Genomic DNA, 26,477 nt, shown 5'->3' with positions numbered 1-26,477 from the left:
GTCACCGGTGTCATTCGGTGGCGATCGCCCGTAGGACGTCCAGGCGGGCCGCCCGTCGTGCCGGGCGCAGGCCTGCCAGGGCTCCGGCTGTGATGCCGACCAGGGCCACCAGGGCGAGTTGGAGTGGCGGCATCGCGAAGGCGAAGGCGCTGTCGCTCGCCCCGTCGGAGGCCTTGACCAGGACCCAGCCGAGGAAGGCGCCGAGGCCGAGGCCGCCGGCCGTGCCGAAGGCGGCCACCAGGACCGACTCCCAGCGGACCATGGCGCGCAGTTGGGAGCGGGTCTGGCCCACGGCCCGCAGCAGGCCCAGTTCACGGGTGCGCTCGTGGATCGCCAGGGTGAGGGTGTTGGCGATGCCGAGGAGTGCGATGAGCACGGCGAGGGCGAGCAGGGCGTAGACCAGAGTGAGCATCATGTCGATGCCTCCGGCCGAGGACTGCGCGTATTCGTCGCGGGTCTGCACGTCGGGGTTGCCGTACTGGTCTGCAACCCTCTCCACCGCCGCCTTGCCCTCGTTCGTGTTCACGCCGTCCTTGAAGGTGACGGCGAGCAGGGTGTCGGCGTCCTGGGTGCGGTGCGGGGCCCAGGCGTCGCGGGTGACGACGTAGTCGCCGGCGAGTTCGGACTGGCCGTAGACCGCTCGGACGGTGAAGGTCTCCTGGCGGCCGTCGGTGAAGGTGAGGCGGGTCCTGTCGCCCGTCGTCAGGCTCTGCTTGTCGGCCTCCTTCTCGGTGATGGCGATGCCGTCGGTGCCGAGGTCGCGCAGGGAGCCGTTGACGGTGCCCAGGTCGAAGGTGCGCTCCAGGGCGACGGGGTCCGTGACCGTCAATGCCCTTCCCTTGCCGTCGACTTCGGCGACCCCCCGGCCGAGTCCGACGGCCGTGTCCACCTCGGGGAGCCGCTGAACCGCGTCGGCGAGGCGGGGGCTCAGTCCGCTGCCGCCCGCGCCGAACGACGGGGTGCTGACGGCCACGTCGCCCGCGAATGACCGGGACACGGTCTGGTCCATGGTCGCCTTCAGCGAGGCGCCGAAGACGGTGAACAGCGACACGACGGCCACGCCGATCATCAGGGCGCTCGCGGTGGCGGCCGTACGCTTCGGGCTGCGCAGGGCGTTGCGCCGGGCGAGACCGCCGGTGACGCCGCGCAGTCGGCCGAGGGGACCGCCGAGGATCCGTACGGCCGTCGAGGAGGCGACCGGGCCGAGGACCACGAAGGCGGTCAGGGCGAGGACCGCGCCGGTGCCGGCCAGCCACATCGACGGGGACACCAGGATGCCGGTGAGCGTCACGCCGAGCGCGAGGGCGAGGAGGCCCAGGCCGGTGACGGCACGGGCGCGGGAGGCTCCGGAGGTGTCGACGGCCGTCTCGCGCAGGGCGGTCAGCGGTGCGGTGCGGCCGGCTCGTGCGGCGGGCAGCAGTGCGGAGCCGAGGCAGACCACGACGCCGACCGCCAGGGGCAGTGCCATGGAGATCGCGCTGATCACCAAGTCGCCCTCGGGGAAGGGGAATCCGATCGCCGGGAACAGCGCCTGGAGGCCGGCTGCGATGCCGATGCCGCCCGCCAGGCCGGCCACCGACGCGGTGACCGCCACGGCGGTCGCCTCGACGAGGGTCGACGCGGTGACCTGGCGGCGCGAGGCGCCGAGGGCGCGCAACAGGGCGTTCTCGCGGGTGCGTTGGGCGACGACGATGGCGAAGGTGTTGTGGATGGAGAAGGTCGCGACGAGAAGGGCCACGCCGGAGAAGACCAGCAGGAAGGTGGTGAAGACGGTCAGGAACTGGCTGGAGATCATCTCCGTGTTCTCCTCGGCCGACTCCTGACCGGTGATGGCCTCGACGCCGCTGGGCAGTACGGACGTCAGCTCGTCGACCAGCTGCTGCTGACTGACGTCCGGTCCGGCCCGGACCTGGATGGTCGCCGCCTCGCCGGGGCGGGCGGTGAGGTACTTCTCGGCGTCGGCCTGGGTCATGCCGGTGAAGGTCACCTGGGCCATGCCGTCCTCGCCGCCGAAGGTCGCGAGGCCGACGATGGTCACCTCGACCGGGTCGGGCGTGCGCAGGGTCGTGGTGTCGCCGATCCTCAGGTCGCCGCGGTCGGCGGTGCCCCGGTTGACGACGACCTCGCCGGACTTCTGCGGGGCACGGCCTTCGGCCAGGCGGTACGGGTTGAGCTCGGGGTCGTCGATCCAGTTGCCGGCGAGGGTGGGCGGGCCCTGGCCTCCGATGGGGTCGCCGTTCCTGCCGATGAGCTGGCCGGCGCCCTGGATGCTGGGAGCGGCGGCCGCGACGCCGGGAGCCTGCTCGATCGTACGCACCAGGTCCGTGTCGACCGGTTCGCGCACGCCTTCGCTCTCGCCGGGCGTGGTGATGGCGTCGGCGCTGCGGACGACGGCGTCCGTGCCGCTGGTCGCGTTGCCGAACATCGTGTCGAAGCCGGCCCGCAGGGTGTCGCCCATGACGAGGGTTCCGGCGAGGAACGCGACCCCGAGGAACACCGCGAGGAACGTGCCGGCGAAGCGGCGCTTGTGGGCGCGCAGGGAGGACACGCTGAGGCGGACGGAGGCGTTCATGACGGCACCTCGAAGGCTTTCATGCGGTCCAGGACCTTGTCGGCGGTCGGGGATTCCATACGGTCGACCAGGCGCCCGTCCGCGAGGAAGACGACCTCGTCGGCGTGTGCGGCGGCCACGGGGTCGTGGGTGACCATGACGACCGTGCGGGCCGTCTGGCGCGCCGCGCGGCCGAGCAGGCCGAGCACCTCCTCGCCGGAGCGGGAGTCGAGGTTGCCGGTCGGCTCGTCCGCGAAGACGACGTCGGGCCGGCCGGCGAACGCCCGGGCCACCGCGACGCGCTGCTGCTGGCCGCCGGAGAGCTCGGAGGGCCGGTGGTGGAGCCGGCCGCGCAGGCCGACGACGTCGATCAGCGCGTCGATCCACTCCGGGTCGCCCTTGCCGCCCGCGAGGTCCAGCGGCAGCGTGATGTTCTCCGCCACGGTCAGCGTCGGCACCAGGTTGTAGGCCTGGAAGACGAAGCCGACGCGGTCGCGGCGCAGCAGGGTGAGGCGACGGTCGTCGAGGCTGCTCAGCTCGGTGTCGCCGATGTGGGCGGTGCCCGAGGTGAGCGTGTCGAGGCCGGCCGCGCAGTGCATCAGGGTGGACTTGCCGGAGCCCGAGGGCCCCATGATCGCGGTGAAGCGGCCGACCGGGAAGTCGACACTCACCCCGTCCAGGGCCCTCACACTGGTGTCGCCGGTGCCGTACACCTTCACGGCGTCCACGACGCGGGCGGCCGTCGGCGTGCCTGTCGTGGTGGTCGTGACGGTCATGCCGCACCGCCCTTGCCCGTGCGGCCGAACTGCTCGTCCAGGACGGACAGCCGGCGCCAGTACTCGTCCTCGTCGATCTCGCCGGAGGCGAAGCGGTGGCCGAGCACGGTGATGGGCGAGTTGTCGTCGGGGGTGGACCGCCCGGGGCCGCGGCGTCCGCGCCACACCGTGCGGCGCAGCAGCGTGATGCCACCGATTACGACGGCCGCCCAGATCAGCGGGAAGAGGAGGATCCACGGGCCGGGGCCGCCGTCGGCGAAGTGTGCCAGGGTCTGCATCTCGAGTCATCTCCCGGGTCGGTTCGGTCGGTTTCGGTGATGTCTCGAGACTCGCGCCGCGAGGGGGTCCGGGTCGTCGTACGGCCAGCGGCAGTGTGTGTACCTCGCGGGGAGTAGGCGGGGCCGGCTCCGCTGCTCCGGAAGGGCTCGGCTCTGGGCCGGAAGGCCTCGACTTCTGTAACTACTAGTATGTACAGTGACGGCATGAGCACCTCGGACCGACTGATCGAGTCCACCCGCGAACTGCTGTGGGAGCGCGGCTATGTGGGCACAAGCCCCAAGGCGATCCTGGAGCGTGCGGGGGCCGGGCAGGGCAGCATGTACCACCACTTCAAGGGCAAGCCGGATCTCGCACTGGCCGCGATCCGGCGGACCGCCGAGGAGATGCGGGCTACCGCCGCGGGAGTACTCGACGGTCCGGGCACGCCGTACGAGCGCATCGAGACGTATCTGCGGCGCGAGCGCGAGGTGCTGCGCGGCTGTCCGATCGGGCGGCTCACGATGGACCCGGACGTGGTCGCCAGCGACGAACTGCGGGCGCCCGTCGACGAGACGCTCGACTGGCTGCGCGAACGGCTCGCCGGGATCGTCGAGGAGGGCAAGGAGCAGGGCCAGTTCGCGCCCGGGCTCGACGGCGAGTCGATCGCGGCGACGATCGTCGCGACCGTCCAGGGCGGCTATGTCCTCGCCCGCGCGTCCGGCTCACCCGCCACTTTCGACATGGGTGTCCGGGGGCTGCTGTCCCTTCTCGCATCGCACTAGAAACCGCACCGGACGCACCAGGAAAGCGGCACGATGCACGCGATGCAGTACCGGATCACCCTGCCCGCCGACTACGACATGGAGATCATCCGGCGTCGCGTGGCGAGCAGGGGGCACCTGCTCGACGACTGGCAAGGGCTCGGCCTCAAGGCGTACCTGATACGCGAGCGCGGCGTGCACGGATCAGCGGTCAACGAGTACGCGCCGTTCTATCTGTGGAACACCGTCGCGGGCATGAACGCCTTCCTCTGGGCCGGCCCGTTCCAGGGCATCGCCGATGACTTCGGACGGCCGTCGGTGAGGCAGTGGACCGTGCTGGCGCGCGAGGGCGCCGCTGATCCGCGTGTGCGGGTGGCGGTGCTGCTGCGTCAACAGGTCCCGGACGGCGTGCAGTTGACGGACCTGGCGGCGGACGCGACGCGGGAGACCGAGAGGTTGGCCGGTGAGGACGGTGCGGTGCTCGCGGCGGCAGCCGTGGACACGAGCCGCTGGGAGCTGATCCATTTCTCCCTCTGGGAGAACGAGCCGCCCAAGGCCGGCGGCGATGCGTACGAGGTGCTGCACATGTCCGTGCCGGGGCGGCTGCCTCTCGACGCACGTTCCTGAATCCGCCGACAAGGAGAACCGACCCATGCCCTTCGTCCGCATAGACGCCCTGGGAGCCGACCCCGAGCGGCTCGACGCTCTCGGTCGTGCCGTACACGACGCCCTGGTGGAGGCCATCGGGATTCCGCCCGACGACCGGTTCCAGGTGCTGGTCGGGCACGACGGCACCCGCAGCACCCTGCGCTACGACGCCGGCTATCTCGGCATCCACCGGGACGACGGCATCGTGTACGTGACGATCACCCTGCGCTCGGGTCGGACTCCCGCGCAGAAGCAGGCGCTGTACCGGCGGATCGCCGAACTCGCTCACGCCTACGCGGGGACCGAGCCGCGCAACGTGTTCGTCAACCTCATCGAGAACGAGCCCGTCAACTGGTCGTTCGGCGAGGGAGTCGCGCAGTACGCCGATGCCCCCGTCCCTGTCGACTCCCCCACCTCGAAGAGCCTCACGGCTCCCTGAGGTCCAGGCGCCCGATGCGGGCCACGTTCTCGCGGTCCTCGGCGTCGTCGCTCGCCTCGCCGGCGAACCAGGCGTCGAGGATCTCCTTGAGCAGCGGCTCGGACGTCAGTCGCAGGCTGAGGGCGAGGACGTTGGCGTCGTTCCAGCGGCGGGCGCCGTCCGCCGTGTAGCCGTCCGTGCACAGGGCGGCCCGTACGCCCGGCACCTTGTTCGCGGCGATCGACGCGCCCGTGCCGGTCCAGCAGCAGACGACCGCCTGGTCCGCCGTCCCGTCGGCGACCTCGCGGGCGGCCGCTGCCGAGCAGGCCGCCCACTGGGGGTCGGACTCGGGATTCAGGGCCCCGTGCGTGATCACGGCGTGGCCACGGGCGCGCAGCTCGGCAACGAGACTGCGGGCCACGGGTTCGTCCATGTCGGAGGAGACGGAGATCCGCATGTCACGAAGGGTACCCAGGTCCGCGGGCGGGTGTGCGGCCGTGGGCCGGGGGTGCGGTCGTCCCGGCTGCGGCCCAGCATGGAGGTGACCGCCAGGAGACCCGGGGCAAGGAGGTCGGGATGGACGCCGTGGATGTCGTCCAGCGCTTCAACGCCGCGATCAACGACCATGACCTCACCGAGCTGGCCTCGCTGATGTCCGACGACCACACACTCGTCGACACCGAGGGCGGCACCGTCACCGGAAAACAGGCCTGCATCGAGGCGTGGCGCGGGTTCTTCACGGCGTTCACGGACTACCGGAACGTGTTCACCGACCTGACCGTGGGGGACGAGGTCGTCTCGGTGTCCGGGTACTCCCTCAGCTCGCGGCCCGAGCTGGCCGGTCCGGCGCTGTGGAGCGCCCGCGTCACCGGTGAGCTGGTCGGCGAGTGGCGGGTGTACACGGACTCGCCGGAGGCACGCCGCGAGCTCGGGCTGCCGCCGGGCGGGCTCGTCTGAGACCTGTTGGGTAAGTGGCGTCGCGCGGCAGGCGCAACCCTCGCAACAGCCCCTAGGCCAGCGCCCCCAGTGGATCGTCCAGCACCGGCTGCCAGGCCAACTCGGCGGCGCCGACCAGGCTGTTGTGGTCGAGGGTGCACGCGAGGATCGGGACGCTGCCGCTCTGCCCCCAGAGGCTGCGGTCGGCGACGACGGCGCGCAGGCGGCCGGGGTCGGCGTCGAGGAGGGTGGCGTGGAGGCCGCCGAGGATGATGCGGTCCGGGTTGAGGATGTTGACCAGGCCGGCGAGGCCCAGGCCGAGGCGGTCGATGAGGGCCTCGGTGGCGATGCGGATCGTGGGGTCGCCGTAGTGGGTGCGGATCAGCTCCTTGGCCTGCTGGAGCAGGGAGACCTCGGGGCCGGGCTCGCGGCCGGCGGCCGTGAGGAACGCCAGCGGGTCGGCCTCGACGTCGAGACAGCCGCGGCTGCCGCAGTGGCAGGGCCTGCCCTCGGGGTTCACGGTGAGGTGACCGACCTCCAGGGCCAGGCCCGAACTGCCGGTGTGCAGACGGCCGTCCAGCACGAGCGCACCGCCGACGCCGCGGTGCCCGGTGGCCACGCACAGCAGGTCGCGGGCGCCGCGACCCGCCCCGTGCCGGTGCTCGGCGAGCGCGACGAGGTTGACGTCGTTGCCGGTGAACGCCGGTCCGGTGATCCCGGCGGCGCGCACGCACTCCGTGAAGATGCGGCGGACAGGGGCCCCCACGGGCCACGCCAGGTGCAGGGGGTTCAGGGCCAGACCGTCGGGTTCGGCGACGGCGGACGGTACGGCGAGCCCGGCGCCGACGCAGCGCCGTCCGGTCGTGCGCAGCAGGTCGGCGCCCGCCTCGACGACGGACCCGAGCACCTTCGCCGGGTCGGCGTCCACGGTCTCGCAGCCGGGCGCGGTGGCGACGATGCGGCCGCCCAGGCCGACCAGCGCCGCCCGGAATCCGTCGGCGTGCACCTGTGCGGCGAGGACGACCGGGCCGTCCTCGGCGACCGCCAGCCGGTGCGAGGGCCGCCCCTGCGACCCCGCCGCCGCGCCGGGCCGTGCGTCGACCCTGATCAGCCCGAGCGCCTCCAGCTCGGCGGCGACCGCACCCGCCGTCGCCCGGGTCACGCCGAGCTCGGCGGTGAGGACCGCGCGTGTGGGTGCGCGACCGGTGTGCACGAGCTCCAACGCGGGTCCGAGCGCGCCGCGCCCCCGGTCCAACCGCGCCCTCGAGGTGGTACCTTCCCCCGCCGTCCGGGGGTCCGCCTTGCCGCTCATGAGGGCGAGTCTCCCATGATCCGCAGGTCCGGCGGCCTACAGGCCGCTCACCCTGAGCGTGATGTTCAGCCGGCCGGTCAGCCCCAACTCCGGCGGTGCGGTGCCCGGCTGCACCTTCGGCACACCGTGGTGGGCGAGCCGCGCGGGGCCACCGAACACGAACAGGTCGCCGCTGCGCAGCTCGACGTCCGTGTACGGCCGGCTCCGGGTCTCGGTGTTGCCGAAGCGGAAGACGCAGGTGTCGCCGAGGCTCAGGGACACCACGGGGGCGTCCGACTTCTCGTCGCTGTCGCGGTGCATGCCCATGCGGGCGTCGGCTTCGTAAAAGTTGATCAGAGCGATGTCGTACGCGGTCTCAGGTCCGCGGAGCATGTCCGCACCCACGGTGTCCCGCACCGCGCGGCGGCCGAGGTCGCCCAGCCACTCGGGGAACGGCTTCACCGGGGTTCCGTCGCCGTCGACGACCGTGCGGGCGTAGGCGTACGGGTACCAGTGCCAGCCCAGGCAGACCTGGCGGGCGGTCATCGTGCCGCCGCCGGGGGTGCGCACCGTGCGCAGGCCGGCCGGTGGGCGCGCCCACGCGCGGCAGGCCTCCAGCAGCTCGCTCTGGGCCGGCGCGTCCAGCCAGCCGGGCAGGTGCACCGCGCCCGGCGCGACCTCCGTACGCTCGCGGGGGAACAGCTCGGCGTCCATGTCCTCCATCCTCCCCACCGGCCGTGACCTGCGGGGCGGCGAGCGGCGCCGCCGCGGTCGCTTAGCCTTGACGCACGATGAACGACCGTATGACGACGCCCTGGGGCGAGCTCGCGCTGTCCCGTTTCCCCGAGGACCCGCGTGACGGGCTGCGTGCCTGGGACGCCTCCGACGAGTACCTCCTCAGGCATCTGGCCGAGCAGAACATCCCGCTGTCCGGCACGGTCGTGGTCGTGGGTGACCGCTGGGGCGCCCTGGTCACGGCGCTCGCGGCGCACCGGCCGGTGCAGATCACGGACTCCTACCTGGCCCAGGAGGCGACCCGGGCCAACCTCGCCCGCCATGGCGCCGAGCCCGGCGACGTCCGGCTGCTCACGACGCAGGACCCGCCGCCGGACCGCGTCGACGTCCTCCTGGTCAGGGTGCCCAAGAGTCTCGCACTGCTGGAGGACCAGCTGCTGCGGCTCGCACCCGCGGTGCACGAGGGCACGGTGGTCGTCGGCACGGGCATGGTGAAGGAGATCCACACCTCGACGCTCCAGCTGTTCGAGCGGATCCTCGGTCCGACCCGCACCTCGCTCGCCGAGCGGAAGGCCCGGCTGATCTTCTGCACGCCTCGGTCGGCGGCAGAACGGCCCGCCAACCCGTGGCCGTACACGTACACGCTCCCGGACGGCATCGGCGCGGTCTCAGGACGCACGGTCGTCAATCACGCGGGCGTCTTCTGCGCCGACCGGCTCGACATCGGCACCCGCTTCTTCCTCGGCCACCTGCCCGACAGCAAGGGCGGCCGGCGGGTGGTCGACCTCGGGTGCGGCAACGGCGTCGTCGGTACGGCGATGGCGCTGGCGAACCCTGCGGCCGAGGTGCTGTTCGTGGACGAGTCCTTCCAGGCGGTGGCCTCGGCAGAGGCGACGTACAAGGCGAACGGGGTGCCGGGGCACGCCGAGTTCCGGGTCGGGGACGGGCTGGCGGGCGTGCCGGCCGGGAGCGTCGACCTGGTGCTCAACAATCCGCCGTTCCACTCCCACCAGGCTACGACCGACTCGACGGCCTGGCGCATGTTCACGGGGGCACGGCACGCGCTGCGGCCGGGCGGTGAGCTGTGGGTCATCGGCAACCGGCACCTCGGCTACCACGTGAAGCTGCGGCGGCTGTTGGGCAACAGTCAACTCGTCGCCAGTGACGCGAAGTTCGTGGTGCTGAGGGCCGTCAAGAAGTGACGGTGCGGTCGGCGTCCCCGACGCGGTAGCGGTTGAGTTTGCGTGTCTGCACGGCCCGCCCGTAGAGCGGGATGAGCAACGCCTCCTTGCAGGGAGTGGCTGGTCAGGGTGCCCTGAGTACCTCGATGATGTCCGCCACCGCCCGCACCATCGCCTCCCGTCCCACGCTCAGGTACTTGCGCGAGTCGACCGCTTCGGGATGGGCGGCGAGGAATTCGCGGATCGCTCCCGTCATGGCGATGTTGAGGGCAGTACCGACGTTGACCTTGGCGATGCCGCCCGCGACCGCCGCGGTCAGTTCGTCGTCGGGGACACCGGAGGAGCCGTGCAGGACGAGGGGGACGTCCAGGGTGGTGGCGAGGCTCTTGAGGAGGTCGTGGTCGAGGGTGGCGGTGCGGGTGGTCATGGCGTGGGAGCTGCCGACGGCGACCGCGAGGGCGTCGACGCCGGAGTCGGCGACGAAGGCGTGGGCCTCGGCGGGGTCGGTGCGGGCGCCGGGGGCGTGGGCGTCGAGGGGCGGCTCACCGTTCTTGCCGCCCAGCCGCCCCAACTCGGCCTCGATCCAGAGGCCTTGGGCGTGCGCCCAGTCGGCGGCGGCCTTCGTCGCGGCGAGGTTGTCGGCGTACGGCAGGCGCGCCGCGTCGTACATCACGGAGCTGAACCCGGCGCCCGGCGCCTGGCGCAGCAGGTCGTCGCTCTGGATGTGGTCGAGGTGCAACGCGACGGGGACGGCGGCGCGTTCGGCGGCGGCGACGGCAGCGCGGGCGAGCGGGAGGAGCCGTCCGTAGCGGAACTTGACGGCGTTCTCGCTGACTTGGAGCACGACGGGAGAACTCACCGACTCGGCGCCGGTGATGACCGCCTCGACGTGCTCCAGGGTGATGACGTTGAAGGCGGCGACGGCGGAGCGGGCGTCGGCGGCGCGGGTGACGAGCTCGCCGGTGGTCACGAGGGGCACGGCCTGTCCTTTCTCGGCGCGGGAGAGGGCGCGTCGGACACGTCAGGGGGCGTGTCGTGGTGTGCGTCAGGGGGCGAGGATCACCGAGCGGGTGAGGTGGCGGGGCCGGTCCGGGTCGAGGCCGCGTGCCGCTGCGACGGCGACGGCGAGTCGCTGGGCGCGGACCAGTTCGGCGAGGGGGTCCAGGCGGCCCTCGATCCACAGCCCGCCGGTGGAGCGCACCTGTTCGGCCAGCCCTTCGGGTGCCTCGCCGAACATCCAGGTCGCGGTGCCGCCGGTGGTGATGCTGATCGGGCCGTGCCGGTACTCCATGGCCGGGTAGGCCTCCGTCCAGGACAGCGACGCCTCGCGCATCTTCAGCCCGGCCTCGTTGGCCAGGCCCACGGTCCAGCCGCGGCCGAGGAAGGTGAACTGCTCGCACTCCACCAGCCCTTCGGGCAGTTCGCCGGCGAGCGCGGCACGGGCGTCGGCCACAGCCGCGTCGGTGTGCAGGCCGAGGTGGGCGCGCAGCAGCGTGAGGACGGTGGTCGCGAACCTGGTCTGCACGACGGACCGTTCGTCCGCGTAGTCCAGGACCACGACCTCGTCGGCGACCGCCATGACGGGCGTGTCCGGGTCGGCGGTGATCGCGACGGTCGGCGTGCGCCCCTTCAACCGCCCCAGCAGGTCGAGCACTTCGGTGGTCGTACCGGAGCGGGTGAGGGCGAGGACTCGGTCGTAGGAGCGCCCGTGCGGGTACTCCGACGCGGCGAAGGCGTCCGTCTCGCCGCGGCCGGACCCCTCGCGCAGTGCGGCGAACGCCTGCGCCATGAAGTACGACGTCCCGCAGCCGACGACCGCGACCCGCTCCCCCGGCGCCGGCAGCACCCCGCCGAGGCCGGCCGCTTCCGTCGCGGCGCGGGTCCAGCACTCGGGCTGGCTGTTGAGCTCGTCCTCGACATGCGTCATGCCGCCGTCCTCCGGGCCTCTGATGGAGCTTCGCGATGGTCATCTGATTGTTCTTGCAAGATAGCTCCGAGTTTCGAGCATAATCAAGCAAACAGGGAAAGAAGCGTGCGCTAAGGTCGCGGGAGATCGAGGAATGGAGGGTGGATGTCGCGCGACGCCCGCTGGAAGGCGCTGCTGGAGCTGCTCGTGGAGCGGGGCCGGCTGGACGTCGAGGAGGCGGCAGCCGAGCTGGAGGTCTCGGCCGCGACGATCCGCCGCGACTTCGACCAGCTGGCCGAGCAGCAGATGCTCGTCCGCACCCGGGGCGGCGCGGTCGTACACGGAGTGTCGTACGAGCTGCCGCTGCGCTACAAGACGGCCCGCCACGCCTCCGAGAAGCAGCGCATCGCCAAGGCCGTGGCCGACCTCATCGCCCCCGGCGAGGCTGTCGGGCTGACCGGCGGTACGACGACCACCGAGGTGGCGCGTGCCCTGGCCGTGCGCAGCGACCTCGCGTCCGGGTCGCCCGCGCTGACCGTCGTCACCAACGCGCTCAACATCGCCAATGAGCTGGCCGTGCGCCCCCAGTTCAAGATCGTGGTCACCGGCGGGGTGGCGCGCCCGCAGTCCTACGAGCTCATCGGGCCGCTCGCGGACGGGGTGCTGTCCCAGATCACGATCGACGTGGCGGTTCTCGGCGTCGTCGGCTTCGACGTCACGCACGGTGCCGCCGCCCACGACGAGGCGGAGGCGGCGATCAACCGGCTGCTGTGCGAGCGCGCCGAGCGCGTGGTCGTGGCCGCGGACTCCAGCAAGCTGGGCCATCGGGCGTTCGCCCGGATCTGCGCGGCCGACGCGGTGAACACACTGGTCACGGACACGGCGGCCGACCCGGAGATCCTGCACCGCTTCGAGGAGGCGGGCGTGCAGGTCGTCGCGGTCTGAGGCCCCGGGCCCCGGGATTTCGCCGCCCGACCCTTCCCCGGCCGACCTCACCTACGCTGGGAGCGAGGCGCATGCCGGGCCAGGGAGGCTGCGATGAGCACTACTCCGATCGAGACGGGCACACCGGGGGCGTCGCGGTACGTGCCGATCGCCGATCACGGCCTGATCGGCGATCTGCGCAGCGTGGCCCTCGTGGGCATGGACGGCACGATCGACTGGTACTGCTGCCCGGCCTTCGACGCGCCCAGCATCTTCGCGGCGATCCTGGACGCCGAGCGGGGCGGCTGCTTCGAGCTGGCGGCCTCCGTGCCGGCGCGGACCAAGCAGTTCTACTTCCCCGACACCAACGTCCTGATCACCAGGTTCTTCACCGAGGACGGCGTCGGCGAGGTGCAGGACTTCATGCCGGTCGACGGCGATACGGCCGAGGTCGAGCGACACCGGCTGATCCGGCGTGTGGTGTGCGTACGCGGCTCGATCCCGTTCCGTACGCGCGTCGCGCCCCGCTTCGACTACGGCACCCGCACGCACACCGTCCGTATGCAGGACGAGGTGGCGGTCTTCGAGTCGGAGGAGTTGTCGATCGGGCTGACCTCCACCGTGCCGCTGGAGATCGACGGGCCGGATGTGCACGCCGACTTCAAGCTCTCCCAGGGCGAGTCGGCGGTGCTGGCGCTGGACCAGATCAGCGGGGCGCTCGCACTGAAGCGGTGCGCGCGGTCCGAGGCCGAGAGGCAGTTCAACAGCACGGTGGCCTACTGGCGGGACTGGCTGTCCGCCTCCAAGTACCGGGGCCGCTGGCGGGAGATGGTGCACCGCTCCGCGCTGACCCTGAAGCTGCTCACCTACGCGCCCACCGGTGCCATCGTGGCCGCGCCGACGACGAGTCTGCCCGAGCAGCTCGGCGGCGAACGCAACTGGGACTACCGGTACATGTGGGTGCGCGACGCCGCCTTCTGCGTGTACGCCATGCTGCGGCTGGGCTTCACGACCGAGGCCGAGGCCTTCATGAAGTTCCTGACCGAGCACGTCAGCCAGGGCGACGGCTCGCCGACCGGTCCGTTGCAGATCATGTACGGCATCGACGGCCGCACCGATCTGCCCGAGCGTGTACTCGACCATCTGGAGGGCCATCTCGGCTCCGCTCCGGTGCGTGTCGGCAACGCCGCCTCCGACCAGCTCCAGCTCGACATCTACGGCGCGCTGGTCGACTCGATCTACCTGTACGACAAGTGGGCGCAGCCCATCTCCAGCGACCAGTGGGACGACGTGTGCGCGCTGGTGGAGTGGGTGTGCGAGAACTGGGACCAGCCCGACGAGGGCATCTGGGAGACCCGCGGCGGCCGCAAGAACTTCCTGTACTCGCGACTGATGTGCTGGGTGGCGATCGAGCGGGGCATCCGCATGGCCAACCGCCGCGGGCTGCCCGCCGATCTGCCGCGCTGGCAGGAAAGCAGGGACAGGATCTACCGGCGGATCATGAGCCGGGGCTGGTCCGAGACCCGCAAGGCGTTCGTCCAGTGCGAGGACAGTGACGTACTGGACGCGGCCGTGCTGATGATGCCCATGGCCAAGTTCATCGCGCCGACCGACCCGAAGTGGCTGTCCACTCTCGACGCGCTCACCGAGGAACTGGTGTCCGACTCGCTGGTCTACCGCTACGACCCGGAGGCGAGCCCCGACGGAGTGCGCGGCGACGAGGGCACCTTCTCCATCTGCTCGTTCTGGTACGTGGAGGCCATGGTCCGGGCCGGCCGGGTCGACGAGGCGCAGCTGGCCTTCGAGAAGATGCTGACGTACGCCAACCATCTGGGCCTGTACGCCGAGGAGATCAGCCACACGGGCGAGCAACAGGGCAATTTCCCGCAGGCGTTCACCCATCTCTCCCTGATAAGTGCGGCGTTCAACCTGGATCGCGCCCTGGGCTGAGGTCAGTTCACAGGCCCAACCGACAAGACATCGAACTCGCGAACACCGGCCGGTTGGTGCGAGCCGCACATGCCGCGGGCGTGCCCGTCATCCACTCGGTGCCCGCCGGGGAACGCGGACCCGCCCTGTACGTGCGGCGCCCCGCTGGTTCCGAAGGACAGGCCGACCGGGACGGCGAGGCGTTCGCCGAGCAGGTCGAGCCGCGCACCGGGGACGCCGTGCTCACGGCACGCAAGCACAGCGCGTTCGCCCGGACCCGGCTGGACAGCCGGTTGCGTGACCTCAAGCGGGACCAGGTCGTGATCACGGGGCTGTTCGCCCGGGTCGGCGTGCTGATGACCGCCGCCGACGCCTGGGTGCAGGACCTGGAGCCCTTCGTCGTCGCGGACGCCGTCGCCCACGCGTCGGCCGGCAGCCATGAGTTCGCGCTCGAGCCGGTGGCGGACACGTGCGGGGTGGTGACGTCCACGGATCGGGTGGTGGCCGCCCTCGACCCCGCCGTGCCCGCGGCGGAAGCGGTCTGAACCGCTCAGACGGACGCCGAGCGGCGGGCCGGCAGGGAGCGGTGGATCTCCCCCGCCCGGATAGCGGTGGTCGATCGACAGCAGGGTCGAGGTGAGTCCGTGAGTGTGCTCGGTGCCGCCCTGGAGGTAGATGCCCGCGGTGACATCGGGCGCGGTCTCCACACGGTGGTCGCGGGAGACCCGCAGCGCGTCCCCGTCGTCCCGCAGACAGACCTTCGCGGCCTCGCCGAGCAGCGCGGCGAGGTCGCGGGGCCGGTAGCCGGTGGCGTGCACGAGCACACCGGCCTCAAGGAGCTGCTGCTCCCCGGTCGGCAGGAGAGCGCCGCGCTCGAACTCGTCGAGCACGGCGAAGGTCATGATGATCACGAGGTGACCCAGGTGGACGAGATGGGCGGCGGCGCCGTTTATCCCAGCCGGCCCGCCGGCCCGCCGGCTCACCCGGGCCCCCGGCCCCGACCTCCTCGCGGCCACCTGCCCCGGCGCGCTGCTCGTGGTCGCCGCGGATTGCGCCTCCCAGCGCATCCATGAGCCGGCGCAACTGCCCGTCGGTGTGGTGACCGCGGTCGTCGGCGGGGTGTACCTGGGGTTGCTGCTGCGCAGGCAGCGGCGGGCCGGGCGGATCTGAGGCGCCGCTCAGTGCCCGTGCTCCGCGGTCCCTTCCTCGTGCCCGGGCGCCTCTGAGGCGATCGCCGTCGCACCTGCCCGCACGGTGAACTCCGCCGTGTGAACCTCCCCTTCGTGCTGGAAGTCGAGGAACAGTCGGTACGTACCGCTGCTGGGCGCCGTAGCCGTGAACGAGATCTCCGGGCCGGGCTTCGTCCTGCCGTCGCCGGGCTCCCCGTTGGGGTGGACGTGGAGGTACGCGAGGTCGCCGGAGCGCAGGGCCACCAGGTGGCCGTAGGCGCCGAGGTAGGGCTGGAGGTCGGTGACGGGGCGGCCGCCCCGCGAGACCCTCAGCTTCAGCTCGCGCTCCTTGCCCGGGCGCAGGACGCCGTCCAGGCGGACTTCGTAGCCGTGGACCTTGGCGGTCGTGTTCGGCGCCGGCATCCGCTGCGGCTCATAGGAGCCGGCGGCCGCCAGGTCCGCGCCGAGGGTGAGGTTCTCGGCGCCCTTCTTCGCCGGGGTGAAGTCGGCGAAGACGCGGTAGCCGCCCGCGCGGGGCAGCTCGACGGGGATGCTCCAAGTGCCGTCGGCGGCGCGGGTGGGGTGCAGATGACGGTAGGTGCCCAGGTCGCGTGAGGCCACGATGAGGTGGAGCTCCTTGTCGTGCTCGCGCCGGTAGGCGGTGACGGCACGTCCGTCGTCGTCGCGGATGACGAAGCTCAGGTCGGAGCGCTTCCCGGCCATGACGCCCGGGTTCCGCAGGTCGAGGGTGTAGCCGCCCTCGGAGATCTGCAGCCCGCCAGCCGGCTTCGTCTCGTGCCCGCCATGACCGGCGCCACCCTCCGACGCGGCCCTCGCCTCGCTGTGGCTCTCGTGGCGGGCGGGGGCCGGGTCCTCGACGACGGGGTCGACGCCCTTGCCCACGCCGTAAGCGGTGCCGAAGGTCGCGGCCAGTGCGGCGGCGAACGCGGTGATCCTCAGTCCGGCATGCATGGCGGTCTCCTGCGGGTCGGTCCTTCGATACGATCCTTCACTGCACTTCACGATACCCCTGGGGGGTATGAAGTCAACCTGCTCCCACACTTGCCTTGGCTACCCCCTAGGGGTATACATGGACTCGGCCAGGATACCCCTACCCCGTACCCCGGTCGACCGCGGCAGAGCCCTTCAGGAGGAACCCATGACCACCACCACGTACGCCGTGTCCGGGATGAGCTGCGCCCACTGCAGGGCCACACTCACCAAGGTCATCGGCGAGCTGGACGGCGTCACCGAGGTCGGTGTCGATCTCGCGACCGGCCAGGTCACCGTCACCAGCGCGGGCGAGCCCGACGACACCCTGATCACCGAGGTCGTCGACGAGGCCGGCTACGAGCTGACCGGCCGCGCCGCCTGACCCGCACCCCGAATCACCGGGGGCCCGACCGCACCGGGCTCCGTCCGCACCCCGCACGAGGAGCTGGGATGACCACCACCGCGTCCGACCCCACGACCGAGGTAGAGCTCGCCATCGGCGGCATGACCTGTGCCTCGTGCGCGGCGCGCATCGAGAAGAAGCTGAACCGCATGGACGGCGTGACCGCCACCGTCAACTACGCCACCGAGAAGGCGAAGGTCAGCTACGGCGATGACGTGACCGTCCGGGACCTGATCGCCACCGTGGAAAGGACCGGGTACACCGCGCAGGAGCCGGCGCCGCCCGTGCGGGACACCTCCGAGGGCACGGACGGGCCCGATGAACTGCGGCCGCTGCGGGAGCGGTTGATCACGGCCGTGACGCTCGCCGTGCCCATCGTGGCGATGGCCATGATTCCGGCCCTGCAGTTCGAGTACTGGCAGTGGCTGTCGCTCACGCTGGCGGCGCCCGTCGTGACGTATGCCGGGTGGCCCTTCCACAAGGCGGCGTTCACCAATCTGCGGCACGGCGCGGCCACCATGGACACGCTGATCTCGGTCGGTACGTCGGCCGCGTTCCTGTGGTCGTTGTGGGCGCTGTTCTTCGGCACGGCGGGCGAGCCGGGCATGACGCACCCCTTCGAGCTGACCATCGCCCGCAGCGACGGCTCCGGGAACATCTATCTGGAGGCGGCCGCCGGTGTCATCGCCTTCATCCTGGCCGGGCGCTACTTCGAGGCCCGTTCCAAGCGCAAGGCGGGCGCGGCGCTCAAGGCGCTGCTGGAGCTGGGCGCCAAGGACGTGACCGTCCTGGGCGGGGACGGCATCGAACGGACCATACCCGTCTCGGAGTTGAAGGCCGGCGACCGCTTCGCCGTACGGCCCGGCGAGAAGATCGCCACCGACGGGACCGTCGTCGAGGGCACGTCGGCGGTGGACGCCTCGATGCTCACCGGCGAGTCGGTGCCGGTCGAGGTGACCGTGGGCGACGCGGTCACCGGCGCCACGATCAACGCGGGCGGGCGGCTCGTCGTCGAGGCCACGCGCGTGGGCGCCGACACCCAACTCGCCCGGATGGCACGGCTGGTGGAGGACGCGCAGAACGGCAAGGCCGCGGCGCAGCGGCTCGCGGACCGGATCTCCGCCGTCTTCGTACCGATCGTGATCGCCCTCGCGCTGGCCACCCTCGGCTTCTGGGTGGGCAACGGCGCCGGGCCGGCCGCCGCCTTCACCGCCGCGGTCGCCGTACTGATCATCGCCTGCCCGTGCGCCCTGGGTCTGGCCACGCCGACCGCGCTGATGGTGGGCACCGGACGTGGCGCGCAGCTCGGGATCCTGATCAAGGGACCGGAGGTGCTGGAGTCCACGCGCAAGGTCGACACGATCGTCCTCGACAAGACGGGCACCGTGACCACCGGCCGGATGACGCTGCTGGCCGTGCACACCGCGGACAACACCGACGAGGCCGAAGTCCTGCGTCTCGCAGGCGCGTTGGAGCACTCCTCGGAGCACCCGATCGCCCGTGCGGTGGCCGACGGGGCGCTGCAGAAGCTGGGTTCGCTGCCCTCGCCGGAGGACTTCGGGAACGTACCCGGCCTCGGGGTGCAGGGCATCGTCGACGGGCATGCGGTCCTCGTGGGCCGGGAGCGCCTGCTGGCCGACTGGGCGATGGAACTGCCACAGGAACTGCGACGGGCCAAGTCCGAGGCCGAGGCGGGCGGCCGTACCGCCATCGCGGTCGCCTGGGACGGCGAGGCGCGGGCGGTGCTTGAGGTCGCCGACGCGGTGAAGGAGACCAGCGCGGAGGCGATCCGTCAACTGCGCGCCCTCGGGCTCACCCCGATCCTGCTGACCGGCGACAACAAGGCCGTCGCGCACACCGTCGCCCGCGAGGTCGGGATCGCTCCTGAGGACGTCATCGCAGAAGTCCTGCCGCAGGACAAGGCCGACGTCGTCAAGCGCCTTCAGGGCGAGGGCCGTTCGGTCGCGATGGTCGGCGACGGCGTCAATGACGCGGCCGCGCTCGCCCAGGCCGATCTGGGGCTGGCGATGGGCACCGGTACGGACGCCGCGATCGAGGCGGGCGACCTGACGCTGGTGCGGGGTGACCTGCGTGCCGCCGCCGACGCGATCCGGCTGTCGCGCCGGACGCTCGGCACCATCCGGTCGAACCTGTTCTGGGCCTTCGCCTACAACGTGGGGGCCCTGCCGCTTGCCGCGGCCGGTCTGCTCAACCCGATGATCGCCGGAGCGGCCATGGCCTTCTCGTCGGTCTTCGTGGTCGGCAACTCGCTGCGCCTGCGCTCGTTCCGGGCCGAGAGCTGAGCTGAATCGTCGCGCAAAGGGGGCGCCGCTTGAGCGGCGCCCCCTTTTCCGTGCGGCCGATCGGCGGTTTCTCAGCCGAAGGCCTTCACAGCCTGGTAGTAGGTCCAGGCCGTGCTGTTGCAGGCGGTCTTCGAAGCACCGCTGTAGCCGGCGCACACACGCTTGAGGTCCTCGTAGAAGGCGCTGTCGATGCGCGACTTGTTGGCACTGAACGTGCCCAGCGCCTTGTAGTTGCGGTAGCCGAAGTCGTGCCGGGCGCAGGACGTGGAGAAGGGGAAGCCGAACGGGTTGTCCGGCGAGGAGGAGCAGTAGTCCGTGGACCAGTCGAACCCGTACGCCGACCAGGCGGACTGGTTGGAGCGGGCGGCGACCCAGGAGTTGTAGCTCGACGCGCTGGTCTGGGTCCAGTTGGCGAGGACCTGGGGCTTGTCGGCGGGGGCGGCTTCTGCGTCCGCGGCGGTGGCGACGACGGCCATGAGGGAGAGGGCTGATGCGGCAAGACCGGTGGCGAGTGTGCGGTGCATTCCACACCTCCATGAGGCTGCGACCCGCCCATCGGGTCGCAGGTTCATGACAAGATGATTGACACCCCAACAGTCCTTTCACACCGCATGCGACCTAATGCGCCGTTAACTCTGGAACATACGAGGAGATCAGGGGATGAATTCGTGCTCCGCACGACGTGTCCCCGCCTGCCTGCGCCTACCCTCCCCCCGCACGTCCACGGCCGTCACCGCCAGGGCCAGCGGTCCCGGGGCGAGGAACGCGAGCGGCACCAGCATCCAGGCGCACAGGGCCGCGGTCGCCACCGCGAGCAGCACCAGGCCACTGCCGCCCAGGTCCTGGACGGAGTCCCGGGCAGCCCCGCGTACGGCCGCGCGCCAGTCGGTGAGCGACTCGCGGCGGGCGCAGGCCCTGAGGCCGACCACGACGGCGCAGGCACCGATCGCGCCGGCCAGCACGGCGAACAGCGGCGCACCCGGCAGCCCCGCCCCGGCCAGTGCCAGGTCGCCGGCGAGCAGCAGCACTCCCGCCAGCGCGAGGGCGCCCGCCGCCAGGTCGCCGGTCCGCAGCCGCCGCCGTAGCAGCCTGAAGTACCGTCCGGCGGTGGCGGGCCGCTCCTCCCGGGCGCCGCGCAGCACCGCGCACGCCGTCGACAGCGCCGCAGGTGCGGTCACCAGCGGCAGACTGGCCACGGCCGTGGCGAGGCCGATGCTCAGCACGTCGGCGAACAGGGTCATGCGCGGGCCGAACACCTCGCCCGCCTCACGCGACCGCGTCCCGCTCGGCCCACTCGGTCCACTCATGCCGCTCACCCCTTGAGTCCGGAGCTGGCCATGCCCTCCACCAGGAGTCGCTGGAAGGCGAGGAAGAACAGCACGATCGGCATCAGCGCGATCACGGACAGCGCGAACATCGGGCCGAACGCCGAGGTGCTGGAGGCGTCCACGAACGACCGCAGAGCGAGCGTGAGCGTGAACTTCTCCGGGTCGAAGAGATAGATCAGCTGGGTGAAGAAGTCGTTCCACGTCCAGATGAAGGTGAAGATCGCGGTGGTGATCAGCGCGGGACGGGTGAGCGGCAGCACGATCCTGAAGAAACTGCGGAACGGGCCGCAGCCGTCGATACGGGCCGCCTCCTCCAGCTCGCGCGGCAGTCCCCGCATGAACTGCACGATGAGGAAGACGAAGAACGCCTCGGTGGCGAGGAACTTCGGCAGGATCAGCGGCCAGTACGTGTTCACCAGGCCGAGTTGGTTGAAGATGATGTACTGCGGGATCAGCACCGCGTGGTGCGGCAGCATGATCGTCGCGATCATGAACGCGAACAGCGGCCCGCGGAAGCGGAAGCGCAGCCGCGCGAAGGCGTACGCGGCGAGCGAGCAGCTGATCACGTTGCCGAGGACCGCGCCGCCCGCGATCAGCAGCGAGTTGCTCAGCAGCCGCCAGATGGAGACGTCGTTCACGCCGTCCAGGGCGGTCTTGTAGTTGGACCACTCCAGGTGGCTGGGCAGCAGGTTGAGGCTGGCGATGACCTCGTCGGCGGGCTTGAGCGAGGTGGCCAGCAGCCACGCCAGCGGGTACAGCATGACCAGCAGCGCGGCCAGACAGCCGACGTGCAGGGCGATCCGCCCCCAGGCAACGGGCTTGCGGACGACCGGAGTCGTGGTGGTGGTCATCGGTCCCCCTCGGACGCGTAGAAGACCCAGGAGCGCGAGGTGCGGAACAGCACCGCGGTGACGGCGCCGATGACGATCAGCAGCACCCAGGCCATGGCGGAGGCGTAGCCCATGTGGGAGGCGACGAAGCCGCGGTCGTAGAGGTAGAGGGTGTAGACGAGGGTCGAGTCGGCGGGGCCGCCCTTGCCGGCGCCGATCGCGAAGGCGGGCGTGAAGACCTGGAAGGCCTGGATGGTCTGCAGGACGAGGTTGAAGAACAGCACCGGGGACAGCATGGGCACCGTGACGGACAGGAACTGCCGCCACTTCCCGGCGCCGTCCACGGCCGCCGCCTCGTACAGCTCGCCCGGGATCTGCTGGAGTCCCGCGAGGAAGATGACCATGGGCGCTCCGAACTGCCACACCGTCAGCAGCGCCACGGCGAGCAGCGCCCAGCCCGGCTTGTTGACCCAGCCGCCGGTGCCGAGCAGGTTGTCCACCGTGCCGCCGTCGTTGAAGATCGCGCGCCAGACGAGGGCGATCGACATCGACGCGCCGAGCAGCGAGGGTGCGTAGAAGGCGGAACGGTAGAAGCCCTTGCCGCGTTTCATGGACTTCAGGGCGAGTGCCACGCCCAGCGCGAGGGCGAGTTGCAGGGGTACGGCGATGACGACGTACGTCAGCGTGGTCATCACCGAGCGCCAGTAGCGCGGGTCCTCGGTGAACATCTGGACGTAGTTGCGCAGGCCCACCCAGCGCGGCGGGTTGAACAGGTCGTAGTCGGTGAAGGACAGGTACAGCGACACGGCCATCGGCAGCAGGGTCAGGACGATCGCGCCGAGCACCCATGGGGAGAGGAACACCCAGGCGGGGCCCTGGCTTTCGCGCTTGGGCCGGCGCTTCGGGACCGGGGTGGTCCCGGCTTTCCCGGCGGCGGGCGCGGAGATGTCGGTGGTGGTCATGACCTCAGCTCCGCCTTCGCCTCGGTGACGTAGTTCTCGGCCGCCTCGCGCGGCGACATGCGCTCGTACGACACCTGGTCGTAGTCGCGCTGGAAGGTGGTCTGCAGAGCGTTGTCGCCCGAGGGCGGGGCCTGCGGCGGGTCCTTGAGAGAGCCCTCCAGGGACGCCTGGTAGTCGGCGATCGTCCGGTCGAAGTCCTTGAGCTGCGGCTCGATCGCCTCGCGGACGGACTCGTTGACGGGGATGCCACGGGTGGCGCCGAGGATATGCGCCGCCTCCTCGTCGTTGATGAGGAAGTCGACGAGCTGAGCGGCCTCCTTCGGGTGAGCCGTGCTGGCGCCCACTCCGAGGAACATCGACGGCTTGAAGTACTGGCCGGGGGTGCCGTCCTCACCCGACGGCATCGGCGCGAGCGCGACGCCGCTCGGTATGAGGGCGAGGTAACCGCTCGCCGGTGCGTCCCAGTTGGAGTCGGACATGGCCTCACCGCGCCCCAAAGGGGTGTTCTCCACTGAGCCGTCGAGCTGGGTGGTCTGCTCGGCGGGCGAGACGACGCCCTCGCGGCGGAGTTCGTCGGTGAAGGTCCACCAGCGGGTCAGGTCGCCGGCCGTGAAGCCGAGCCCGCCGTCCTTGGTGTAGAGGGACTTGCCCTGGCCGCGCAGCCAGACCTCGAAGCAGTCCTCGCTCTGCCCGGGGTCGGTGGCGCCGGGCCTGCCGGTCTTCTGTGCCAGGGCTCGCATCGCGTCGGCCCACTCGCTCCAGGTCCAGCTCCCGCCCGGGAGCGGAACGCCGGACTCCTTCCACGCCTTGACGTCATAGGCGACGGTCTCGGTGCCGCGGCCCTGCGGAATCGCGTACTGCGTGCCGTCCAGCCGCCCGGTCGCGAGCAGGCCCGGGTCGATCTCACCGGTGCGCAGTACGGCCTTCTGCTTCGCGAGGTCGAGCAGGACGTCACCGGAGGCGTACTGGTCGATCTGCCGGTAGTCGAGCTGCATCACATCGGGGGCGTCGCCGCCTGCCGCCTGGGTCGCGAGCTTCTGCTTGTAGGCGTCGTAGGCCGAGAACGACGTCTGCACCTGGACGTTCGGGTGCTGTTTCTCGAACCGGGCGACGGCCTGCTCGGTGCGCTCCGCGCGGTCGGGGTTGCCCCACCACGTGTAGCGCAGCACGACCTTGCCGCCGCCGACCGATTCTCCGGGTCCCCCGCAGCCGGCCAGCATCGCGCAGAGCACGAGTGCGGCGGCCGACGCGCAGAACCCCTTTGTCCTGTGTCCGGGCATGCCGAGGTCACCTCTCCTTTCCTCGGGCTGTCTGTTTGGCCCCCCTCGGCCCTCTCGCCCCCCCCTTGACCTGCTCCCCTCAGGGCTGTTACTCGCCGCCGTAAGGCAGCGTCGTCCCGGGCAGGTTGTACTCGTCGCGGCGCCCGCACATGCCGAATCCGCCGAGTCTGGTGGGCGCGGTCTCGTACGCGGTCGCGTCGCCGAGATACGCCGGCTCGCCCGCCTCCAGCGCTTCGAGCTGGGCGCCCGTGCGCTCGGCCGTGGCCAGCGCGCCGGCCCGCCACAGCTCCCGCCAGTTCGGCACCTTGGCGCGCACGAGCCGGGCGGCGGCACGCTGGAACTCGGCGTACGGGCCGTTGTCACCGGCGACGAGTGCCTCGCGCAGCACGAGGTACCCCTCGACGGCGAGGTCCCGGCGGCGGCGCGCGGCAGCCGCCGTCTCCGGTCCGGTACCGGGCGGAAGCGCCGCGACGGCTGCGTACTTCTCGGGGTCGGCGAGCACCTCGGGCGGGAAGGTGAACACCGCGTCCCCGGCCTCGGGCAGCCCGCTGTTCTGCATCAGCACCGTGATGCGCAGGTCACCGCCCTGGACCATACGGTGCACGGTCCCCGGTGTGAACCAGGCGACCGAGCCCGGCTCCAGGGGGATGTCCCGGTAGCCGTCGGGGCTCAGCGTCTGCACGGCACCTCGGCCGCCGGTGACGACGTACGCCTCCGTGCACACCAGGTGCAGATGCGGGCTGCCGCCGCACACCCCGTCGGCGGCCTCCCAGTCATAGGCGCTGAGGTGCGACAGGCCGACGGCGCCGGGCAGCGGATGCGGAAGGTTCGGCTTCACCACTGCAACCCCTCCAGGTGAGCGCCCACCTGCTCCCGGTCCCAGGCCCCGTCGGCGACGACCACCCGGTAGCGGTAGGCGAAGGACTCGCCCGGCGGCAGCTCGAACTCCTCGAAGAACGCCCAGGAGAACGCCACCGTCGGGATCGGCTCGGAGCGCACGAACCAGTGCGACTCGTGGATCGCGGCCCTCTCGTCGAGGTTCTCGGGCGCGTGCGCGAAGACGAGCGTGGAGTGCCCGTCGATGTCGTCGTGCTCGGCGGTGAAGGCGAGCCAGGGGCCCTGTGTGCCCATCAGCTTGCCCGCATCCGCGCCCGCTCCCCCGTCGAGATCGGGGCCGAAGGCGCTGCCCGAGGTGAAGTCCCGGGGGCCGCGCCACTGGAGTCCGGTGTAGCCGGCCAACTCGCGGCCGGCGGTGGTGGGCGAGCCGAAGGCCAGGGGCTCGTCACGGACGTTGGTGAGCCGGATCGACCAGTCCAGGGACCAGGCGCCGGACTCCTCGTCCACCGAGTGGACGGTCAGCCCGCGCACCTCGCGCGCCCACTCCTCGCCGCCGTTCTCGACCCAGGTGAGCTCCTCGCTGAAAGCGAGCCGGTCGTCCTCGACCGTGAACTCGGTGAAACCGTCGTGCCGCATGGAGCCGACCCGCTCGGGAAGCGGCAGGTAGCCCTCGCCGTGGACGTAGCAGTTGCCGCCCCAGAAGTTCTGCCCGGACAGATGGCTCGCCGTCATCTGCAAACCCTTGTGCCAGCGGTGGTCATGCGGCCGGTAGCCGGTCACGGTGTGCCCGGCGAGGGTGCGCACGGGGTGGGCGTAGGGCTTGCGGGACTCGAACGCCTCCGGGTCGGGGCGGTAGACATACCTCAGGATCTCGGTGCCGTTCGCGGCCGTGACGGCGATGTGGTCGCCGTGCGCGTGGGTGACGCGGATGCTCATGCGCGCTCCTTGGGGGCCCAGTGGGGGTGGTCGCCGTGCATGGCCGGGTAGAAGGGGTCGCCGGGCCGGATCCCGCCCGCGTGCACCGGGTTTCCCGTGAACGCGGCCTTGTAGAGGGCGGCGGCGAAGTCGAGGGTGGCCCGGGCGTCGGGGCCGCTGCCGGGCGGCCGTGCACCGTTGTCGTAGGCGTCGAGGAGGGCGCCGAGCTGTGCCGTGTGGGAGCTGGGCAGGTCCGCAGCGGGCGTGCGCCAGGCGGCGGCACGCTCGGAGGGGACGTGCGGGGCCGGGGTGTAGACCCAGTCCTCGTTGCGGTGGCCGTACAGGTGGGTGAGCTCGACCGTGCCGTCCGCGCAGTCGACGCGGATACGGCTCACCTCCTGCGGGGACAGCACGCTGTTGACGACGGTGGCCAGGGCGCCGTTCTCGAAGCGTACGAGGGCCGTCGAGACGTCCTCGCTCTCGGTGTCGTGCACCAGGCGCGCGGCCATGGCCCGTATCTCAGCCCACGGGCCGAGCAGGTGGAGCAGCAGGTCGAACTGGTGGATGCCGTGCCCCATCGTCGGTCCGCCGCCCTCGGTGGCCCAGCGCCCGCGCCACGGCACCGCGTAGTAGGCAGCGTCACGGTGCCACGTCGTCTGGCAGTGCGCGACCAGCGGGGTGCCCAGCTCACCGCTCGTGATCAGCTCACGGGCGTGCACGGCGCCGGAGCCGTAGCGATGCTGGAAGACCACGGACGCGTAGGCGCCCGACGCCTCCTCGGCCGCCGCGATGTCGTCGTACTCGGCGAGCGACAGACACAGCGGCTTCTCGCACAGCACCCAGGCGCCCGCCTTGAGCGCGGCGACCGTCTGCTCCCGGTGCAGGGACGGCGGCGTGCCGATCAGGACCAGGTCGGGGCGTACGGCGTCCAGCATCTCGCCGGTCGAGGTGTACCCGGCGACGTCCTCGCCCGCGAGCTCCCGGAAGGCGTTCAGCCGGGCCTGGTCCACGTCGACGGCGGCGACCAGCTCCACCCGGTCGGGGTGGGATCTCAGCGCGGGGAGATGACTGCCGCTGACGATGGCGCCGGTGCCGATCACCGCGACGCGGCGGCGGGCGGGGCTTGGGGACATGCAGTTCTCC

The 26,477-nt window shown here is 71.5% G+C and carries 27 protein-coding genes and 2 pseudogenes; 11 read left to right on the top strand and 18 right to left on the bottom strand.

Annotation, left to right across the window (positions count from 1 at the left end; translation table 11 throughout):
* Positions 1-10: 10 nt before the first annotated feature.
* Genes OHO27_RS38405 through OHO27_RS38395 form a run of 3 tightly spaced genes read right to left on the bottom strand, consistent with a single transcriptional unit; the run spans position 11 to position 3,605 of the window.
* A complete protein-coding gene (locus OHO27_RS38405) occupies positions 11-2,572 on the bottom strand; it encodes an ABC transporter permease (RefSeq protein WP_328429538.1) in 2,562 nt (853 codons plus the stop codon).
* Entirely contained in the window at positions 2,569-3,327 is a 759-nt protein-coding gene (locus OHO27_RS38400; RefSeq protein ID WP_328429537.1) for an ABC transporter ATP-binding protein, read from the bottom strand. The genes OHO27_RS38405 and OHO27_RS38400 overlap by 4 nt, the downstream gene beginning before the upstream one ends.
* Positions 3,324-3,605, bottom strand: coding sequence for an SHOCT domain-containing protein (locus OHO27_RS38395; RefSeq protein ID WP_328429536.1), 282 nt, complete (start codon positions 3,603-3,605; stop codon positions 3,324-3,326). The genes OHO27_RS38400 and OHO27_RS38395 overlap by 4 nt, the downstream gene beginning before the upstream one ends.
* Before the next feature lie 189 nt (positions 3,606-3,794).
* On the opposite strand from OHO27_RS38395, the gene OHO27_RS38390 reads away from it, so the two are divergent.
* The 3 genes from OHO27_RS38390 to OHO27_RS38380 are packed head-to-tail and all read left to right on the top strand — an operon-like array spanning position 3,795 to position 5,433.
* A complete protein-coding gene (locus tag OHO27_RS38390; protein ID WP_328429535.1) occupies positions 3,795-4,367 on the top strand; it encodes a TetR/AcrR family transcriptional regulator in 573 nt (190 codons plus the stop codon).
* 33 nt (positions 4,368-4,400) lie between these two features.
* Positions 4,401-4,973 (top strand): DUF4865 family protein, encoded by a 573-nt coding sequence (locus OHO27_RS38385; protein WP_328429534.1) that lies wholly within the window; start codon positions 4,401-4,403, stop codon positions 4,971-4,973.
* 25 nt (positions 4,974-4,998) lie between these two features.
* Complete coding sequence (locus OHO27_RS38380) at positions 4,999-5,433, top strand: tautomerase family protein (RefSeq protein WP_328429533.1); 435 nt, start codon at positions 4,999-5,001, stop codon at positions 5,431-5,433.
* Here the strand turns inward: OHO27_RS38380 and OHO27_RS38375 are convergent.
* Positions 5,420-5,869 carry an RpiB/LacA/LacB family sugar-phosphate isomerase gene (locus tag OHO27_RS38375; protein ID WP_328429532.1) on the bottom strand — a complete coding sequence of 150 codons (450 nt, stop codon included), beginning with the start codon at positions 5,867-5,869 and terminating at the stop codon, positions 5,420-5,422. The genes OHO27_RS38380 and OHO27_RS38375 overlap by 14 nt on opposite strands.
* A gap of 119 nt (positions 5,870-5,988) precedes the next feature.
* Between OHO27_RS38375 and OHO27_RS38370 the strand changes: the two genes are divergently transcribed.
* A complete protein-coding gene (locus tag OHO27_RS38370) occupies positions 5,989-6,369 on the top strand; it encodes a nuclear transport factor 2 family protein (RefSeq protein ID WP_328429531.1) in 381 nt (126 codons plus the stop codon).
* Between the two features lie 52 nt (positions 6,370-6,421).
* Here the strand turns inward: OHO27_RS38370 and OHO27_RS38365 are convergent, their stop codons facing one another.
* Together OHO27_RS38365 and OHO27_RS38360 are read right to left on the bottom strand one after the other, a co-directional pair.
* Complete coding sequence (locus OHO27_RS38365) at positions 6,422-7,660, bottom strand: ROK family protein (protein WP_328429530.1); 1,239 nt, start codon at positions 7,658-7,660, stop codon at positions 6,422-6,424.
* A 36-nt stretch (positions 7,661-7,696) separates the two neighbouring features.
* The gene (locus tag OHO27_RS38360; RefSeq protein WP_328429529.1) at positions 7,697-8,353 is read right to left on the bottom strand and encodes an alpha-ketoglutarate-dependent dioxygenase AlkB family protein; all 657 of its coding nucleotides are present in this window, start codon (positions 8,351-8,353) and stop codon (positions 7,697-7,699) included.
* A gap of 89 nt (positions 8,354-8,442) precedes the next feature.
* Here OHO27_RS38360 and OHO27_RS38355 point away from each other — a divergent pair, with 89 nt between their 5' ends.
* Positions 8,443-9,576, top strand: coding sequence for a methyltransferase (locus OHO27_RS38355; RefSeq protein WP_443059734.1), 1,134 nt, complete (start codon positions 8,443-8,445; stop codon positions 9,574-9,576).
* Positions 9,577-9,679: 103 nt separating this feature from the next.
* On the opposite strand, the gene OHO27_RS38350 is transcribed toward OHO27_RS38355, so the two are convergent.
* Together OHO27_RS38350 and OHO27_RS38345 are read right to left on the bottom strand one after the other, a co-directional pair.
* Positions 9,680-10,534: a class II fructose-bisphosphate aldolase gene (locus tag OHO27_RS38350; RefSeq protein ID WP_328429527.1), complete on the bottom strand. Its 855-nt coding sequence runs from the start codon at positions 10,532-10,534 to the stop codon at positions 9,680-9,682.
* Positions 10,535-10,600: 66 nt separating this feature from the next.
* On the bottom strand, positions 10,601-11,482 hold the full coding sequence (locus OHO27_RS38345) for an SIS domain-containing protein (RefSeq protein WP_328429526.1): 882 nt from the start codon (positions 11,480-11,482) through the stop codon (positions 10,601-10,603).
* Positions 11,483-11,626: 144 nt separating this feature from the next.
* On the opposite strand from OHO27_RS38345, the gene OHO27_RS38340 reads away from it, so the two are divergent.
* The 3 genes from OHO27_RS38340 to OHO27_RS38330 all read left to right on the top strand — a co-directional run bounded on the left by OHO27_RS38340 (position 11,627) and on the right by OHO27_RS38330 (position 14,859).
* A complete protein-coding gene (locus OHO27_RS38340) occupies positions 11,627-12,406 on the top strand; it encodes a DeoR/GlpR family DNA-binding transcription regulator (protein ID WP_328429525.1) in 780 nt (259 codons plus the stop codon).
* A 93-nt stretch (positions 12,407-12,499) separates the two neighbouring features.
* The gene (locus tag OHO27_RS38335; RefSeq protein WP_328429524.1) at positions 12,500-14,335 is read left to right on the top strand and encodes a glycoside hydrolase family 15 protein; all 1,836 of its coding nucleotides are present in this window, start codon (positions 12,500-12,502) and stop codon (positions 14,333-14,335) included.
* Between the two features lie 56 nt (positions 14,336-14,391).
* Entirely contained in the window at positions 14,392-14,859 is a 468-nt protein-coding gene (locus tag OHO27_RS38330; RefSeq protein WP_328429523.1) for an isochorismatase family protein, read from the top strand.
* Positions 14,860-14,864: 5 nt separating this feature from the next.
* On the opposite strand, the pseudogene OHO27_RS38325 reads toward OHO27_RS38330, so the two are convergent.
* Positions 14,865-15,174, bottom strand: a pseudogene (locus OHO27_RS38325) (L-lysine 6-monooxygenase); the annotation flags it as partial.
* A gap of 109 nt (positions 15,175-15,283) precedes the next feature.
* Between OHO27_RS38325 and OHO27_RS38320 the strand changes: the two are divergent.
* Positions 15,284-15,484: pseudogene (locus OHO27_RS38320) on the top strand (iron chelate uptake ABC transporter family permease subunit); the annotation flags it as partial.
* Between the two features lie 8 nt (positions 15,485-15,492).
* Here the strand turns inward: OHO27_RS38320 and OHO27_RS38315 are convergent.
* Complete coding sequence (locus tag OHO27_RS38315; RefSeq protein WP_328429522.1) at positions 15,493-16,455, bottom strand: hypothetical protein; 963 nt, start codon at positions 16,453-16,455, stop codon at positions 15,493-15,495.
* 187 nt (positions 16,456-16,642) lie between these two features.
* Between OHO27_RS38315 and OHO27_RS38310 the strand changes: the two genes are divergently transcribed.
* Together OHO27_RS38310 and OHO27_RS38305 are read left to right on the top strand one after the other, a co-directional pair.
* On the top strand, positions 16,643-16,858 hold the full coding sequence (locus tag OHO27_RS38310) for a heavy-metal-associated domain-containing protein (RefSeq protein ID WP_328429521.1): 216 nt from the start codon (positions 16,643-16,645) through the stop codon (positions 16,856-16,858).
* 68 nt (positions 16,859-16,926) lie between these two features.
* Positions 16,927-19,182 carry a heavy metal translocating P-type ATPase gene (locus OHO27_RS38305; RefSeq protein ID WP_328429520.1) on the top strand — a complete coding sequence of 752 codons (2,256 nt, stop codon included), beginning with the start codon at positions 16,927-16,929 and terminating at the stop codon, positions 19,180-19,182.
* Positions 19,183-19,253: 71 nt separating this feature from the next.
* On the opposite strand, the gene OHO27_RS38300 is transcribed toward OHO27_RS38305, so the two are convergent.
* The 8 genes from OHO27_RS38300 to OHO27_RS38265 form a co-directional block, all read right to left on the bottom strand.
* Complete coding sequence (locus tag OHO27_RS38300; RefSeq protein ID WP_328429519.1) at positions 19,254-19,706, bottom strand: phospholipase; 453 nt, start codon at positions 19,704-19,706, stop codon at positions 19,254-19,256.
* A 129-nt stretch (positions 19,707-19,835) separates the two neighbouring features.
* Positions 19,836-20,489: a hypothetical protein gene (locus OHO27_RS38295; RefSeq protein WP_328429518.1), complete on the bottom strand. Its 654-nt coding sequence runs from the start codon at positions 20,487-20,489 to the stop codon at positions 19,836-19,838.
* Positions 20,490-20,494: 5 nt separating this feature from the next.
* A complete protein-coding gene (locus OHO27_RS38290; protein ID WP_328429517.1) occupies positions 20,495-21,361 on the bottom strand; it encodes a carbohydrate ABC transporter permease in 867 nt (288 codons plus the stop codon).
* On the bottom strand, positions 21,358-22,302 hold the full coding sequence (locus OHO27_RS38285; protein ID WP_328429516.1) for a carbohydrate ABC transporter permease: 945 nt from the start codon (positions 22,300-22,302) through the stop codon (positions 21,358-21,360). The genes OHO27_RS38290 and OHO27_RS38285 overlap by 4 nt, the downstream gene beginning before the upstream one ends.
* On the bottom strand, positions 22,299-23,582 hold the full coding sequence (locus OHO27_RS38280; protein WP_328429515.1) for an ABC transporter substrate-binding protein: 1,284 nt from the start codon (positions 23,580-23,582) through the stop codon (positions 22,299-22,301). Before OHO27_RS38280 ends, OHO27_RS38285 begins: the two co-directional genes overlap by 4 nt.
* Before the next feature lie 88 nt (positions 23,583-23,670).
* The gene (locus OHO27_RS38275; protein WP_328429514.1) at positions 23,671-24,423 is read right to left on the bottom strand and encodes a cupin; all 753 of its coding nucleotides are present in this window, start codon (positions 24,421-24,423) and stop codon (positions 23,671-23,673) included.
* A complete protein-coding gene (locus OHO27_RS38270; protein ID WP_328429513.1) occupies positions 24,417-25,355 on the bottom strand; it encodes a PmoA family protein in 939 nt (312 codons plus the stop codon). The genes OHO27_RS38275 and OHO27_RS38270 overlap by 7 nt, the downstream gene beginning before the upstream one ends.
* On the bottom strand, positions 25,352-26,467 hold the full coding sequence (locus OHO27_RS38265) for a Gfo/Idh/MocA family protein (protein WP_328429512.1): 1,116 nt from the start codon (positions 26,465-26,467) through the stop codon (positions 25,352-25,354). Before OHO27_RS38265 ends, OHO27_RS38270 begins: the two co-directional genes overlap by 4 nt.
* Between the last annotated feature and the right edge of the window lie 10 nt (positions 26,468-26,477).

This window comes from Streptomyces sp. NBC_00443 (genome assembly GCF_036014175.1).
GTDB lineage: Bacteria > Actinomycetota > Actinomycetes > Streptomycetales > Streptomycetaceae > Streptomyces.
The sequence above is the reverse complement of the archived record's forward strand: the minus strand, read 5'-3'. Positions and strand labels throughout refer to the sequence as shown.

Excerpts from the sequence above, each read along its gene's own strand:
- OHO27_RS38405 (WP_328429538.1), bottom strand. The coding sequence starts at position 2,572 with ATGAACGCCTCCGTCCGCCTCAGCGTGTCCTCCCTGCGCGCCCACAAG.
- OHO27_RS38400 (WP_328429537.1), bottom strand. The coding sequence starts at position 3,327 with ATGACCGTCACGACCACCACGACAGGCACGCCGACGGCCGCCCGCGTC.
- OHO27_RS38395 (WP_328429536.1), bottom strand. The coding sequence starts at position 3,605 with ATGCAGACCCTGGCACACTTCGCCGACGGCGGCCCCGGCCCGTGGATC.
- OHO27_RS38390 (WP_328429535.1), top strand. The coding sequence starts at position 3,795 with ATGTACAGTGACGGCATGAGCACCTCGGACCGACTGATCGAGTCCACC.
- OHO27_RS38385 (WP_328429534.1), top strand. The coding sequence starts at position 4,401 with ATGCACGCGATGCAGTACCGGATCACCCTGCCCGCCGACTACGACATG.
- OHO27_RS38380 (WP_328429533.1), top strand. The coding sequence starts at position 4,999 with ATGCCCTTCGTCCGCATAGACGCCCTGGGAGCCGACCCCGAGCGGCTC.
- OHO27_RS38375 (WP_328429532.1), bottom strand. The coding sequence starts at position 5,869 with ATGCGGATCTCCGTCTCCTCCGACATGGACGAACCCGTGGCCCGCAGT.
- OHO27_RS38370 (WP_328429531.1), top strand. The coding sequence starts at position 5,989 with ATGGACGCCGTGGATGTCGTCCAGCGCTTCAACGCCGCGATCAACGAC.
- OHO27_RS38365 (WP_328429530.1), bottom strand. The coding sequence starts at position 7,660 with ATGAGCGGCAAGGCGGACCCCCGGACGGCGGGGGAAGGTACCACCTCG.
- OHO27_RS38360 (WP_328429529.1), bottom strand. The coding sequence starts at position 8,353 with ATGGACGCCGAGCTGTTCCCCCGCGAGCGTACGGAGGTCGCGCCGGGC.
- OHO27_RS38355 (WP_443059734.1), top strand. The coding sequence starts at position 8,443 with ATGACGACGCCCTGGGGCGAGCTCGCGCTGTCCCGTTTCCCCGAGGAC.
- OHO27_RS38345 (WP_328429526.1), bottom strand. The coding sequence starts at position 11,482 with ATGACGCATGTCGAGGACGAGCTCAACAGCCAGCCCGAGTGCTGGACC.
- OHO27_RS38340 (WP_328429525.1), top strand. The coding sequence starts at position 11,627 with ATGTCGCGCGACGCCCGCTGGAAGGCGCTGCTGGAGCTGCTCGTGGAG.
- OHO27_RS38335 (WP_328429524.1), top strand. The coding sequence starts at position 12,500 with ATGAGCACTACTCCGATCGAGACGGGCACACCGGGGGCGTCGCGGTAC.
- OHO27_RS38315 (WP_328429522.1), bottom strand. The coding sequence starts at position 16,455 with ATGCATGCCGGACTGAGGATCACCGCGTTCGCCGCCGCACTGGCCGCG.
- OHO27_RS38310 (WP_328429521.1), top strand. The coding sequence starts at position 16,643 with ATGACCACCACCACGTACGCCGTGTCCGGGATGAGCTGCGCCCACTGC.
- OHO27_RS38305 (WP_328429520.1), top strand. The coding sequence starts at position 16,927 with ATGACCACCACCGCGTCCGACCCCACGACCGAGGTAGAGCTCGCCATC.
- OHO27_RS38300 (WP_328429519.1), bottom strand. The coding sequence starts at position 19,706 with ATGCACCGCACACTCGCCACCGGTCTTGCCGCATCAGCCCTCTCCCTC.
- OHO27_RS38295 (WP_328429518.1), bottom strand. The coding sequence starts at position 20,489 with ATGAGTGGACCGAGTGGGCCGAGCGGGACGCGGTCGCGTGAGGCGGGC.
- OHO27_RS38290 (WP_328429517.1), bottom strand. The coding sequence starts at position 21,361 with ATGACCACCACCACGACTCCGGTCGTCCGCAAGCCCGTTGCCTGGGGG.
- OHO27_RS38285 (WP_328429516.1), bottom strand. The coding sequence starts at position 22,302 with ATGACCACCACCGACATCTCCGCGCCCGCCGCCGGGAAAGCCGGGACC.
- OHO27_RS38280 (WP_328429515.1), bottom strand. The coding sequence starts at position 23,582 with ATGCCCGGACACAGGACAAAGGGGTTCTGCGCGTCGGCCGCCGCACTC.
- OHO27_RS38270 (WP_328429513.1), bottom strand. The coding sequence starts at position 25,355 with ATGAGCATCCGCGTCACCCACGCGCACGGCGACCACATCGCCGTCACG.
- OHO27_RS38265 (WP_328429512.1), bottom strand. The coding sequence starts at position 26,467 with ATGTCCCCAAGCCCCGCCCGCCGCCGCGTCGCGGTGATCGGCACCGGC.